15 protein-coding genes are annotated in these 12,086 nt (G+C 62.9%); 11 read left to right on the forward strand and 4 right to left on the reverse strand.

The annotated features are described in order from the left end of the window. Positions 1–151 precede the first annotated feature (151 nt). The gene (locus tag CH275_RS29560) at positions 152–313 is read right to left on the reverse strand and encodes a hypothetical protein (RefSeq protein WP_179276215.1); all 162 of its coding nucleotides are present in this window, start codon (positions 311–313) and stop codon (positions 152–154) included. A 186-nt stretch (positions 314–499) separates the two neighbouring features. Here CH275_RS29560 and CH275_RS18560 point away from each other — a divergent pair, with 186 nt between their 5' ends. Genes CH275_RS18560 through CH275_RS18570 form a run of 3 tightly spaced genes read left to right on the forward strand, consistent with a single transcriptional unit; the run spans position 500 to position 3,552 of the window. Next, positions 500–2,035, forward strand: coding sequence for a flavin-containing monooxygenase (locus tag CH275_RS18560; protein WP_094679766.1), 1,536 nt, complete (start codon positions 500–502; stop codon positions 2,033–2,035). Positions 2,036–2,056: 21 nt separating this feature from the next. Further along, entirely contained in the window at positions 2,057–2,878 is an 822-nt protein-coding gene (locus tag CH275_RS18565) for an alpha/beta fold hydrolase (RefSeq protein ID WP_094679767.1), read from the forward strand. Next, positions 2,875–3,552, forward strand: coding sequence for a TetR/AcrR family transcriptional regulator (locus tag CH275_RS18570; RefSeq protein ID WP_094679768.1), 678 nt, complete (start codon positions 2,875–2,877; stop codon positions 3,550–3,552). The genes CH275_RS18565 and CH275_RS18570 overlap by 4 nt, the downstream gene beginning before the upstream one ends. 16 nt (positions 3,553–3,568) lie before the next feature. Here CH275_RS18570 and CH275_RS18575 read toward each other — a convergent pair whose 3' ends face one another. Next, positions 3,569–4,657 carry a ferredoxin--NADP reductase gene (locus CH275_RS18575; protein WP_094679850.1) on the reverse strand — a complete coding sequence of 363 codons (1,089 nt, stop codon included), beginning with the start codon at positions 4,655–4,657 and terminating at the stop codon, positions 3,569–3,571. Positions 4,658–4,769: 112 nt separating this feature from the next. On the opposite strand from CH275_RS18575, the gene CH275_RS18580 reads away from it, so the two are divergent. From CH275_RS18580 to CH275_RS18610, 7 genes are all read left to right on the forward strand, one after another. Beyond that, the gene (locus CH275_RS18580; protein WP_306436956.1) at positions 4,770–5,774 is read left to right on the forward strand and encodes an alpha/beta hydrolase; all 1,005 of its coding nucleotides are present in this window, start codon (positions 4,770–4,772) and stop codon (positions 5,772–5,774) included. Next, positions 5,774–6,652 (forward strand): SDR family NAD(P)-dependent oxidoreductase, encoded by an 879-nt coding sequence (locus tag CH275_RS18585; protein WP_094679769.1) that lies wholly within the window; start codon positions 5,774–5,776, stop codon positions 6,650–6,652. The genes CH275_RS18580 and CH275_RS18585 overlap by 1 nt, the downstream gene beginning before the upstream one ends. Position 6,653: 1 nt before the next feature. Continuing rightward, the gene (locus CH275_RS18590; RefSeq protein ID WP_094679770.1) at positions 6,654–7,574 is read left to right on the forward strand and encodes a reductase; all 921 of its coding nucleotides are present in this window, start codon (positions 6,654–6,656) and stop codon (positions 7,572–7,574) included. Beyond that, positions 7,571–9,094, forward strand: a complete 1,524-nt coding sequence (locus CH275_RS18595; RefSeq protein WP_094679771.1) for a flavin-containing monooxygenase — start codon at positions 7,571–7,573, stop codon at positions 9,092–9,094. The genes CH275_RS18590 and CH275_RS18595 overlap by 4 nt, the downstream gene beginning before the upstream one ends. 16 nt (positions 9,095–9,110) lie before the next feature. Then, complete coding sequence (locus CH275_RS18600) at positions 9,111–9,938, forward strand: MerR family transcriptional regulator (RefSeq protein ID WP_256991113.1); 828 nt, start codon at positions 9,111–9,113, stop codon at positions 9,936–9,938. Positions 9,939–10,017: 79 nt separating this feature from the next. Beyond that, entirely contained in the window at positions 10,018–10,224 is a 207-nt protein-coding gene (locus CH275_RS18605) for a hypothetical protein (RefSeq protein ID WP_094679772.1), read from the forward strand. Between the two features lie 50 nt (positions 10,225–10,274). Continuing rightward, entirely contained in the window at positions 10,275–10,850 is a 576-nt protein-coding gene (locus tag CH275_RS18610; protein ID WP_094679773.1) for a YdcF family protein, read from the forward strand. Between the two features lie 10 nt (positions 10,851–10,860). Here CH275_RS18610 and CH275_RS18615 read toward each other — a convergent pair whose 3' ends face one another. Further along, positions 10,861–11,226, reverse strand: coding sequence for a CrcB family protein (locus CH275_RS18615; protein ID WP_094679774.1), 366 nt, complete (start codon positions 11,224–11,226; stop codon positions 10,861–10,863). Further along, positions 11,223–11,621 (reverse strand): fluoride efflux transporter FluC, encoded by a 399-nt coding sequence (locus tag CH275_RS18620; protein ID WP_094679775.1) that lies wholly within the window; start codon positions 11,619–11,621, stop codon positions 11,223–11,225. Before CH275_RS18620 ends, CH275_RS18615 begins: the two co-directional genes overlap by 4 nt. 125 nt (positions 11,622–11,746) lie before the next feature. Here CH275_RS18620 and CH275_RS18625 point away from each other — a divergent pair, with 125 nt between their 5' ends. Further along, positions 11,747–12,082, forward strand: a complete 336-nt coding sequence (locus CH275_RS18625; RefSeq protein ID WP_373453723.1) for an STAS domain-containing protein — start codon at positions 11,747–11,749, stop codon at positions 12,080–12,082. Positions 12,083–12,086: the final 4 nt, after the last annotated feature.

Genomic DNA, 12,086 nt, shown 5'->3' on the forward strand with positions numbered 1-12,086 from the left:
TCGTGTAGGTCGTCTCCGGACATCCGGAGTTGGGGGCGTCGCGGACGACGCCGATAAGTATGAGTCGATCCAACCGCTCCGAAACATACGTCCGACAGAGGTGTTCCGGGTCACTATCGACCGGGACGCCGATCACGGTGGTGCTCGACGGTCAGCGCTGAAAACGAAGTGCGCGGAGCCGATGCCTCGGCCGTGAGCGCGCCGATCGGTAGGCGCCGGCCAGGGAACGTCGATCGAAATCGAGACCCGACCCATTCGAGGTGAGCAGGATCAGTGCCAGTGCGGCGGCGGCTCCGATCACGATCGGAGTCATCGGATGCCGTCCGTGATTGTGACCGGCCTGTGCGCTGTGGGCTGTTCGTGGTTCATCAGGGGTCCTTCCCGGTGTCGATACCTGAACACTGATATTGACATCGCCATTGGCGAATGTCACATTATGTGATGGAGGTCGCGGTTCCGCTCGGGATCCCGACGGCGTTCGGAGACAGTGAGGCATGGCGTGATTGCGAGTTCTGATCGATGGCCCGAGTTCGACGGTTCGGTCGACAACTTCGAGGACGTTCTCATCATCGGTGCCGGGATATCGGGCGTCGGAGCTGCGTACCGGCTGCAGCAGATGGCACCCGAACTGAGCTACGCGATCCTCGAAGGCCGCGAGCGTGCAGGCGGTACGTGGGACCTGTTCAGATATCCCGGCATTCGTTCGGACAGCGACATCTTCACGTTCTCGTTCCCGCACACGCCGTGGCAGGGCGACACTCTGCTCGCTCATGGCGAAGACATCCGCAACTACGTCGTGGATACCGCCCACGCCAACGGCATCGACGAACACACGCACTTCTCCACCTCGGTCATTGCGGCGAACTGGGATTCGTCGACGGACCTGTGGACTGTCGAGACATTGTCGGACGGTGTTCCGAAGACCTACCGAAGCCGATTCGTGTTCCTGTGCACCGGCTACTACGACTATTCGGGCGGGTACACCCCGGACCTACCCGGGATGGAGAATTTCACCGGACAGGTGGTGCATCCCCAGCAGTGGCCCGAGGATCTGGACCACTCCGGCAAGCGGGTCGTCGTGATCGGAAGTGGCGCAACAGCAATCACATTGGTGCCCTCGCTCGCGGCCGAGGCCGCATCGGTGACGATGCTGCAGCGCTCACCGACCTACATCGCCTCACTGCCGATGACCGACCCGTTCACCACGATCACGCAGCGCGTCTTACCGGACTCGGTGGCGCACAGTGCACTGCGATGGCGAAACGCGGTGCTGATGGTCGGCTCGTATCAGCTGTGCCGGCGCGCACCGAACACTGCTCGCAGGGTCTTTCGTGCCATGACGAAAGCTCAACTGCCGCCGGGGTACGACGTGGACAAGCATTTCAACCCGACCTACGACCCGTGGGACCAGCGGTTGTGCGTCGTGCCCGACGGCGATCTGTTCAAGGCCATCCGCTCCGGTCGCGCGACCGTGGTGACCGACCGAATCGCCGAGGTGACAGGCGACGGCATCCTGCTGGAATCGGGCGACGAGATTTCCGCCGACATCATCGTCACCGCAACGGGCTTGAAGCTGCAGGCATTCGGCGGCATCGAGCTCTCACTGGACGGAAAGCCGTTCGAGGCGCACGACAAGTTCGTCTACAAGGGCCACATGCTCGAAGACGTGCCCAACGTCGCCTGGTGTATCGGCTACACGAATGCATCGTGGACGCTCAAGGCCGACATGACGGCCCAGGCAGTGGCAAAACTGCTCGTGTACATGCGCTCTCACGGCTACACCCATGCGATCCCGGACTGGCAGGGCAAGGCTGTCGACTCTCGTCCGGTCGTCGATTTGGCGGCCGGTTACGTCACGCGCTCCCTGAACGAGCTACCGAAATCGGGGACCGAACGCCCGTGGTCGGTGCGCCAGAACTACATTTTGGACAGAATCGACGCACGCTTCGACGATCTGACGGAATCGATGACGTTCGGGCGGACTGTGCCTACCCGGGTGGTCGGTCCCGATGCAGTCGACGTTCGCACCGCGTAGACGAGAAGAGATTGGATCGCAATGACATTCGAGATCGACGGATCAGCGCTCGCCCACACCATCCGAGGTGAGGGGCCGACCTTGGTGCTGATCCACGGGATAGTGCATCGCCAACACGCCTGGGACAGCGTCATCGAGACACTGGCACGGCACCGGCGAGTGGTGACGGTGGATCTGCCCGGCCACGGCGATTCACCGGAACTCCCCACCGAAGCATTCGATCTCGGTCCCTGGATCGTGGCCGAACTGGAGCGCTTCCTCGAGCACGTGGCCGTGGACGGCGAGAAGCCACACGTAGCCGGGAACTCGCTGGGTGGGTACTTTGCACTCGAACTGGCCGCCCGTGGGTCGGTCGCCTCCGCCACCGCGCTCTCCCCGGCCGGGTTCTTCCGCGGCCACTGGGATCAGACGCGGGCTCTGCTGGTGTTTCGTTTGCTGCGGGCCTTGTCGCGAGTCATCGGTCCGATCGCGCCGGCAGTCATGCGCTCGGTCATCGGACGCACGATCGCCAACGCTGTGTTCTACGCCAAGCCCTGGCGAGTTCCCGCAGCGACGGCCACGATCGACGCACTCAGTATCACCACCAACCGGGCGATCGACGCAGCGGGTAACGCAGTGCCGCGCTTCAGCATTCCGGTCGACGAGACCGTTCCCGTCACCGTTGCGTGGGGCCGTCGAGACTTGGTTCTGCCGGTATATCAGGCACCGCTGGTGCGTCGAACGTTTCCGCAGGCCGAAGTGACGACGTACCCGGGGCTCGGGCACGTCCCGATGTCGGACGATCCCGAGCTGGTGGCATCGATTCTGCTGAGGGGATCACGAGCGGTATCGCAGTCGGCATGAGCGCGGCGGTCAAGGTCGACGGCCGAAGTCATCGGTGGCGCGATCACCGGATCACTCGGCGCCGCGAACTGCTCGACTGCACTCTCGATGCGATTCGACGGCACGGGCACAAAATCGGCATGGACGAGATCGCCTCGGCCAACGGTGTCTCGAAAACCGTTCTGTACAAACACTTCGCAGACAAGAAGGGTCTCGCCGACGCCGCGATGGCTCGATACGTCGAGACTGCACTGGTGCCGCGGATCCAGGACGCGATCTCCGAGGACCTCGACGAGTACCACCTCACTCGCGCAGTGATCAGTGCCTACGTCACGACGGTCGCCGCCGATCCCGATATCTACATCTACGTCCACACCAACAGTGCGGTCAGCGGCAATCAGGACATAATCACTGCGGCGGAGGGGGTGATCGCAGACCTGCTTGCCACTGTCATCGCAGACAGATTTCGAGAGCGCGAGTTCTCGACGGCCGGCTCGATGCCCATCTCTTTCGCCATGATCGGTGCGGTCCGGTTGGCATCACACTGGTGGATCTTCGATCGAACCATGACGGCCGACGAACTCGTCGACTACCTCACCATGATGGTCTGGGGCGGAATCGCAGGCATAGCACGCGCTGCGGGTTCGGCCGCGACCTTCACCTCGGAGCCTCACTCGTTGACGCTCGAGGGCTGAGTGTCCTTCTCCGGCATCAGCGGTCGAACACCGCTCGAACCGTCGTCGAATCGGGGACGGACTGGCAGGCCAATCGGACGCCGTGCTGAAGTTCGTGCTCGTCGAGAGTCTCGTTGGCGAGCATCGTCACGGTGCCTTCGGTGAGCGTGTACGCGCAACCGCCGCAGGTTCCTTCACGGCACACGTACGGCGGATCGAGGCCGAGCTCGAGGAGCCGGTCGAGCAGCTTCGTGTCCGCATTCCAGGTGAACTCGGTATCGATTCCGTCGATCTCGACTCGAGCGGTGACGGAGTTCGTATCCGTCTCGTGAGGCAACGCAGTGTCGGCCGGCCGAAACGGATTGGAGTCGAAGGAGGAGAACACCTCTCGATGTGTTCTGCGCGCCGCCGTGCCGGTCCGGGTGAGCCACTCCTCGGCGACGTTCATGTACTGCGCAGGGCCGCACAGGAAGGCCTCGCACTCGGCCGGAACCGTTGTATCCATCGAGGCCAGTCCGGCAGCGGTGGGTAGCCCCGAGTCCGAGGTGTACCAGTGGTGAACGTCGAGACGATCGGGAAAGCGGGACTGTAGTTCGATCAGTTGCTCCCCGAAGATCACCGAGTCGCGGTTCTGGTTGGCGTAGACCAGGGTGATCCGGTTGTCGTACCGGAACAGGGCCGTTTTGATGATGGACATGATCGGGGTGATGCCACTGCCGGCGGCCAAGAGGACGAAATCCACGTCCCAGCTCTCGGGTCCGAACAGGCCCGACGGCTTCAGTGCCCTCAGCCGCATCCCACGAACGGCGTTGTCGTGCAACCAGTGTGATGCAAGACCGCCCTGGATGCGCTTGACTGTCACGGTGAGTAGCGGGTCGCAGACCGGGGAACTGGAGAAGGAGTAGCAACGGGCTACCGAGCCACCGTCGGTGCACGGGATCTCCAAGGTGAGAAATTGCCCCGGCTCGTACCGAAACTGGGCTTCCCGGTGCTCGGGGACCGCGAAACCGAGAGAGATCGCATCCTCGTTTTCGTAGGTCACCTCGGCGATCTCCAACTCGAAGATCTTGTCCTCGGAACCGATGGCAGACGGATCGAGGTCCGCTGATGGTCCGCTCCTGAACATCGTCACGTGTGCTCGCTCCCTTGCGCTTTCGGTGTTGGGCTTCACTGTTACATACTTCGCCACTAATTAATAGGCCATTGACAAATGGCGAATAGCGGGTGACAGTGATGACGTGACTTCGACCACCGACGCCGACCATCTGCCTCACGGCGCATCGAGCACAGGGTCTCGGCGAACTCGTCTGGCTGCCTTGATGACTCGGCTGACTCTGCGTCCGATGACGAACCTGCTTCCGACGTCCCGCGGCGGCATCGAGTTCTCCCGACGCCTGGTCGCTACCTCGATGAACCTGTTCGGTCCGGTTCCGAAGGGCACGACAGTGGACCTCGTGGCCGAAGGCCCGGTGCGCGGCGAATGGGTGCGTGCGCCCGGTCCGACGCCCGGGCCACACGTGATTCTCTACATCCACGGCAGCGCATACGTCATCTGCTCGGCGCGGACGCATCGTGGTCTGACCGCGAGGTTGTCCGGAGCCACGGGCCTGCCGGTGCTCACGGTCGACTACCGACTCGCCCCGGAACACCCCTTCCCTGCCGCAGCCGACGACCTGGAGGCTGCGTACCGCTGGCTGCTGGGCCAGGGTTACGACGCAGCGAACATCGTCATCGCCGGGGACTCCGCCGGCGGACACCTGGCCGCCGACCTGATCATCGAGAACGACCGAACCGGGACACCGCAACCGGGAGCGATGGTGCTGTTCTCACCGTTGATCGATCTCGACTTCGAGCTCTCGGCGCGAATGGAGCGCACGCGCAAGGACCCGATGATTTCAGCGAAGGCAGCGCGAGGACTCGTGGCGCTGTACACCGACGGCCACGATGCGAGCCTCCCGCGACTACGGCTCGATCTCGCACTGGTGCGCGACCTGCCACCCACCCTGATCCAGGTGGGTGGAGCCGAGATGTTGCGAGGCGATGCGCGGCACCTGCACACCATGATCGACGCGGCAGGCGGACGAAGCGAACTCGAAATCTGGCCTGATCAGATGCACGTGTTCCAAGCTCTCCCGAGGTTGATACCCGAGGCCGAGCATGCGCTCGAGCATGCCGCCGAGTTCATCGCCCATGCGCTCGACAGTCAAGTTGTACAAGACGATTCGAAGGAACAGGTGAGCTGATGAGAACCAAGGCCGGAAAACCCTCGTACGGGTCGAGAGCGGTGGTGACCGGTGCAGGCAGCGGCATCGGCCGGGCGTTCGCACTCGAGCTGGCTCGGCGCGGAGGAGCCGTCATGTGCGCCGACCTCTCGCTACCGCGAGCGCAGGAGACCGTCGCACTGGTGCACGCTCTCGGCGGCACCGGATACGCCGTCGAGTGCGATGTGTCGATCCGCGAGAACGTCGAAGAGCTGGCGCTGCGTGCAGGCATCGAATTCGACGGACCCACGACGGTGCTCATCAACAACGCAGGCGTCGGAATCGGCGGAAAGCCCGTCGGCGACATCGGTTTCGACGACTGGAACTGGGCCTTGGGAATCAACCTCTGGGGCGTGATCCACGGCTGCGAGGTGTTCACTCCTGCGCTTCGAGCCGCCGGTGAGGGCGGGATCATCAACGTCGCGTCCGCCGCAGGCTTTGCCGCTGCGCCGCTGATGGGTCCGTACAACGTCGGCAAGGCCGCGGTGATGAGCCTGTCGGAGACGATGGCTGCGGAGCTGTCGGGTACCGGTGTGCGGGTATCGGTTCTGTGCCCGACGTTCGTCAAGACCAACGTCGCCGTCGACGGCCGAATCACCGCGAGTTCGTCCCGGCTGGCCGAGTTCGCGATGCGCTGGACCGGGCGATCACCCGACAAGATCGCGGCCCGAACGCTCGACGCCTTCGACCGGGGCCGGCTCTACGTCGTGCCCCAGTTCGACGCCAAAGCAGTCTGGCGCTTCAAGAGATTGCTGCCCGCGGTGTACGTGCGTTTCCTCGGGTTGCTCAATCGTGTGATGCCTGCCGAGCAGGAGTCGGCGAAGAACGAATCCCTCACCTCGACAACCACAGGAGCCTGACATGGCAATGGATTTCGAAGACATGCTGACCAAGATCAAGGACCGCCAGTGGGCACTGGCCGATATCGACTGGGACGGACCGGGTGCCGAGACGATCGGTCCCGAACTGCACGCCAAGCTCAAGCCCTTCATGTCCGATCTCATGTGGATCGAGAACGTGGGTGCTCGCGGTTTCGCGGCGATGGCGCTCAAGGCTCCGAACGAGACGCTGGCCGAGATCTATCGCTACTTCCATGCCGAAGAACAGAAGCATGCCAACGCCGAGCTGGCTCTCATGCGGCGCTGGGGCATGCTCGACGGCGACGAGATGCCCGAGCCCAACATCAACGTCAAGCTCGTGATCGACTGGCTCGACAAGCATTCCGACGGTCTGTCACTGGCCGTGCTGGGCACCGTCATCCCGATGCTCGAGGTCGCGCTGGACGGTGCGCTGGTGAAGTTCATCATGGACGAGATCGACGACCCGGTCTGTCAGGCAGTGTTCAAGAAGATCAACTCGGACGAATCCCGCCATCTGGCCGTCGATTTCGCAGTGATCGAACTGCTCGGGCATTCGCGGATGCGGAAGATTCTGGTCGACACCGTCGGGGCGTGGATGAACCCGGCCCTCATCGTCGGCACGCTGCGATACATCCCGCTGCTGAACAAGATGCGCGACAACATCGTCGAGATGGGCGTCGACGAGGAGCGCCTCTACACCGCGATGAAACGGTTCAAAAGTGTCGGGGAACGGAGTCCGGTGGCACTGCGCGTGCCGATGTATCGCATCGTGCAGTGGCACGGCAGTATCGTGATCAACCGCAAGCACCCCTATCACCGCCTTGCGGACGGGCTGGTGAAATTGACTGGCCGGTACCCGAGCAAGACTCTCAACTCCGAGCCCACCTGGGCCAAGGAACTGACGTACGAGCCCGTCGCATGAGCGAGTTCGATGTGCGCGAAGGTGTACTCGACGCCGTGATCGTCGGTGCGGGCTTCGCCGGAATCGGTACTGCTATCCGCCTGCGCAACAGTGGGATCGAGAACTTCGTCATCCTCGAACGCGGCAGCGCGGTCGGCGGAACCTGGCGCGACAACACCTATCCGGGCGCAGCCTGCGACATACCGTCCAGGTTGTATTCATACAGTTTTGCTCCCAATCCGAACTGGTCGCACACGTACTCCGGTAGCGGTGAGATACTCGACTACATCCACACGATGGTGGGCGAGTTCGACATAGAATCTCGTATTCGATTCGGACACAACGTAGTCGACATCATCTGGAACGAGGCGGCCGGGCATTGGCACCTGAGCATCGACGGGCACGCCGATGTTCGGGCGCGCACGGTGGTGATGGCGTCGGGGCCGCTCGCCAATGCCAGCCTGCCGAACATTCGCGGCATCGACACCTACGAGGGGCACAAGATCCACAGTGCTCGGTGGGATCACGACTACGACTTCGAGGGTAAGAAGATCGCCGTCGTCGGGACCGGGGCGAGCGCTGTGCAGATCGTTCCCGAACTGGTGAAGATTGCCGATACGGTCAAGGTCTTCCAACGTACCCCGGGTTGGACGCTGCCCCGAGTCAATCGAAAGACGCAGGCCGGCACCAAGCGTCGTTATGCGCGGTACCCGCAGACGCAGACCCTGGCTCGTTCGCTGTGGTTCTGGGGTCATGAGTCCGTTGCCCTCGGCGTCGTGTGGAAGACCCCGTTGACGCGCATCGTCGAACTGGTCGGTCGCGCCCATCTGCGTTCTCAGGTTCGTGATCCGTGGCTGCGGCGACAGCTGACACCCCGGTTCCGGGCCGGCTGCAAACGACTGTTGATGACCAGTGACTACTACCCGGCACTGCAGAAGCCGAACTGCACGTTGGTGACCTGGCCGATTGCGACGCTCTCGCCCAAGGGCATTCGAACCGTGGAAGGCATCGAGCATCAGTTCGACGCCATCGTGTTCGCGACCGGGTTCGACGTGTCCAACACCGGGACCCCCATTCCGATCACCGGGCGCGACAGCCGCGTACTGGCCGACGAATGGAGCGCAGGGGCCAAGGCGTACAAGAGTATTGCGGTATCGGGTTACCCGAACATGTACTTCACCTTCGGTCCCAACTCCGGCCCGGGACACAGCTCGGCGCTGGTGTACATGGAGGCTCAGATCGACTACATCGTCGAGGCGATCTCCCTGGTGCTCGAGGGAAATCTGCACAGCGCCGATGTGCGGCAGGACGTCCAGGATGCGTACAACGAGGAGATGCAGCGCAAACTGGCCAAGACGACCTGGAATTCCGGTTGCAGCAGTTGGTATCTCACCGAGGACGGCTTCAACGCCACCATGTTCCCCGGGTTCGCCACCCAGTACGTCAACCAACTCAGAGGTGTCGAACAGGGCGACTTCACCATGGTTCCGCTCCGCGTCGACCTGCCGCGGGAACAGGCACGGGCCGTCGCCCACTCCTGAACACCGAAGAAGCGACATGGCATCTCCCGAGATGACGTTCGGGTCCGCCATCCGCCGCGTGGTCGACGTATATCCTGTGGTTCGACGCGCGGCGGAGGTAGGGAGCTCGGTGGAATATCGAATCGACGACTTGGCTCGAGAGGCCAAGACGACCACTCGCAACGTGCGGGCGTACCAGGAGCGTGGACTACTGCCGCCGCCCACGCTCCGAGGACGAGTCGGTATCTACGGTGACGATCACCTGACGCGGTTGAAGGTGATCGACTCGCTGCTCCAGCGGGGTTTCACCTCGGCGCACATTGCCGATTTTCTCGCTGGCTGGGAGCAGGGCAAGGACCTGGAAGAGATCCTGGGCCTGCAGGAAATCGTGACTCGCAAGTGGTCCTCGGCCGAGACCACGATCATTCCTGTCGAACTGATTGCGCAGTTTCTCGGTGAGGACAACGACGACATCGTTGCGAGACTGATCGACGCGAAACTGATCAGGATCGACGGGGATCAGGCCGAGATCCTCGACCCCACTCTCCTCGAGGTGTTCGTCGATCTGAGCCAGTACGGCTTCACCCTCGAACAGCTGCTCGACCAGCACGAGCGGACCGCGTCGAAGATGAACGCCATCGCGGAGTCGATGGTGGGGAGTGTGACCGACCATCTGGCCGCGAGACATGGTCCGGGTTGGCTTCCCAAGTCGGGGGAGGTGGCCGAGACGACCGAGATGTTCGAGAAGATGCGCAGCCTGGCGATGAAATCTGCGCAGGCAGAGCTGGCTCGCGCACTCGATCGCGTCCAGGAACAGGCATTGAGCGACTATCTGTCGCAGACGCTGTCCAGGCAGAACGAATGACTGCGGTTTGAAGACTGCGACAATCGGACATACGTAACTCTCGACAGCCGAACGGCGGCTGACCGCCTAAGGGGGCACCATGAGGTTCGTAACGTTGATCGTTCTCGTCTGGCTGATCATCGGCGCATTCGCGTCGTACCAGCGTGGAGATTTCGAGAGCGCACCCGACAACTGCGCTGGCGCGGGCACGATCGCCCTGACCGTCGTAGCGGGACCGCTCAACTACTTCGGCATCAACCCCGAGGTCACCGATTGCAACGTGACCGTCCCGCAGCCGAGTGAGTGATTCGAGTCTCTGACCGCGCGTACACGGAACACCTTCCCTAACCTGGTGAGGTGTTCCGTGGACGCTTGTTGCTGCTTCTCGCCTTCGCGATCCCGGTTGTATTGGTGTCGCTGGTGGGCGTCGGTGGATACATCGCGTTCACCAAAGCCCGCGTCGATCCGCTGACCACCGCCGATGCCATCGTGGTACTTGGCGGCGAGCACGACGGCCGCGAGGCCTACGGCATCTCTCTTGCCGAGCAAGGACTCGCGAAGACGGTGGTGCTCTCCGATCCCTACGGATCCAGCGACCCCACCATGAAGAAGTACTGCGCGGCTTCCACGTCGCAGTTCGAGGTGCTGTGTATTCCGCCGTCGCCGTCGACCACACGCGGTGAGGCGATGTTCACCGAGGACCTCGCGCGCGAGCGCGGGTGGAACCATGTCATCGTCGTCACGTGGCGTTACCACCTACCCCGCGCCCGATACATATTCGATCAGTGTTTCGACGGCACCGTCACGATGCGTCCGACGCCACGTGCCTACGACTTCTCCCTCGTCGAATGGGAATTCACTTACCTCTACCAAATCGCCGGGTTCGCCAAGGCGAGCGTGCAGGGGCCGTGCGAGAACTCGGCGAACGACTGACTCGAGCGGATCAGGCAACCTTGTAGTACAGCGTGATACCGGACTTCCATGCCAGGATTCCGAACATCACCGCAGCGATACCTCCAACCGAATTGGCGGCGAAGAATGTTGTAGCGCTGCGGTACTGCTTCGTGCGAGCGAGCTGGAGCGTGAGCAGTGCAACCGCCGCCATCGGGGCCACCGACGCCAGGAAACCGATGCCCACCAGCGATCGGAGAGCGTCCGGTGGATCGATTGCGAACACCAGTCCCAGCGCTGCACAGGCCGTCAGATTGAGGGCGGACAACCGTCGCCGAGACCTGATCGCGAACGTGAACACGAATTGCGTGAGCGCCGCCGCCCCGCCTCCCGCTGCCACCAAGGCGATCGTCGTCATGGAGTGGTCCTGGGTCGGGTGATCGCTACTCCGAGGGCCATCGCGATCAATGCCAGTACCGGCGTTCCCAGCAGATAGACCACCGAATTCCATGCGCCGCGGTGCGTCACCGCCTGGAAGGCATACAGGCTGAAAGTGGTGAAACCGCAGGCCAGCCCGAACAGTCCGGCGCGGGGGACCGGTGTGGGTCGTCCCCACAGGTAGCCGAGGGCAGCGCCGACGACGAAGCAGCCGAACACGTTGACGCCGAACGTGCTCATCAACAGCCACCTCGGCGTTGCGCGCCATGTCCAGATCTCGTACCGCATCGCCGCACCCACCGCGCCGCCGACGGTGACCGCGGCGTACTCGCCGACCGAACGACGACGGTCCGCTCCCTGCAGTCCCTCGATCACCGAAGCGAGCCTAATGGGAGTGGGGCAACTCGGCCGATCGTAGGAAAGTCGGCGGGGGTGGACCAGGGTAAAGTCGCCGTGTGACTTCGGACGATACGGGCCTGGGGCCTCAGCACTTCGATGTGATTGTGGAATGGCGTGATCAGGATGTGGTGTTGGCCGTGTCCGGTGAACTGGATCTGGTGACTGCTCCCGACTTGTCCGAGTCGGTTGCTCTCGTACTGGAGAAATCGCCGACGGCCGTGGTGATCGATCTCAGTGATGTGGGATTCCTCGCTTCGGCCGGCATGTCGTTGTTGGCGTCCACCCATCAGCAACTCGGCAGCGAGGCGGGGTTTGCGGTGGTCGCGGACGGTCCCGCCACCGGGCGGCCACTGACTCTGGTCGGTCTGGACGGCGTGTTCGGCATCTATGCAACGGTCGACGAAGCATTCGTTGCACTTCGTAAGGGTAGATCCTGAACTT

This window comes from Rhodococcus sp. 06-235-1A, from assembly GCF_002258785.1.
Taxonomy (GTDB): domain Bacteria; phylum Actinomycetota; class Actinomycetes; order Mycobacteriales; family Mycobacteriaceae; genus Rhodococcoides.

Excerpts from the sequence above, each read along its gene's own strand:
- CH275_RS29560 (WP_179276215.1), bottom strand. The coding sequence starts at position 313 with ATGACTCCGATCGTGATCGGAGCCGCCGCCGCACTGGCACTGATCCTG.
- CH275_RS18565 (WP_094679767.1), top strand. The coding sequence starts at position 2,057 with ATGACATTCGAGATCGACGGATCAGCGCTCGCCCACACCATCCGAGGT.
- CH275_RS18570 (WP_094679768.1), top strand. The coding sequence starts at position 2,875 with ATGAGCGCGGCGGTCAAGGTCGACGGCCGAAGTCATCGGTGGCGCGAT.
- CH275_RS18575 (WP_094679850.1), bottom strand. The coding sequence starts at position 4,657 with ATGTTCAGGAGCGGACCATCAGCGGACCTCGATCCGTCTGCCATCGGT.
- CH275_RS18585 (WP_094679769.1), top strand. The coding sequence starts at position 5,774 with ATGAGAACCAAGGCCGGAAAACCCTCGTACGGGTCGAGAGCGGTGGTG.
- CH275_RS18590 (WP_094679770.1), top strand. The coding sequence starts at position 6,654 with ATGGCAATGGATTTCGAAGACATGCTGACCAAGATCAAGGACCGCCAG.
- CH275_RS18595 (WP_094679771.1), top strand. The coding sequence starts at position 7,571 with ATGAGCGAGTTCGATGTGCGCGAAGGTGTACTCGACGCCGTGATCGTC.
- CH275_RS18600 (WP_256991113.1), top strand. The coding sequence starts at position 9,111 with ATGGCATCTCCCGAGATGACGTTCGGGTCCGCCATCCGCCGCGTGGTC.
- CH275_RS18605 (WP_094679772.1), top strand. The coding sequence starts at position 10,018 with ATGAGGTTCGTAACGTTGATCGTTCTCGTCTGGCTGATCATCGGCGCA.
- CH275_RS18615 (WP_094679774.1), bottom strand. The coding sequence starts at position 11,226 with ATGACGACGATCGCCTTGGTGGCAGCGGGAGGCGGGGCGGCGGCGCTC.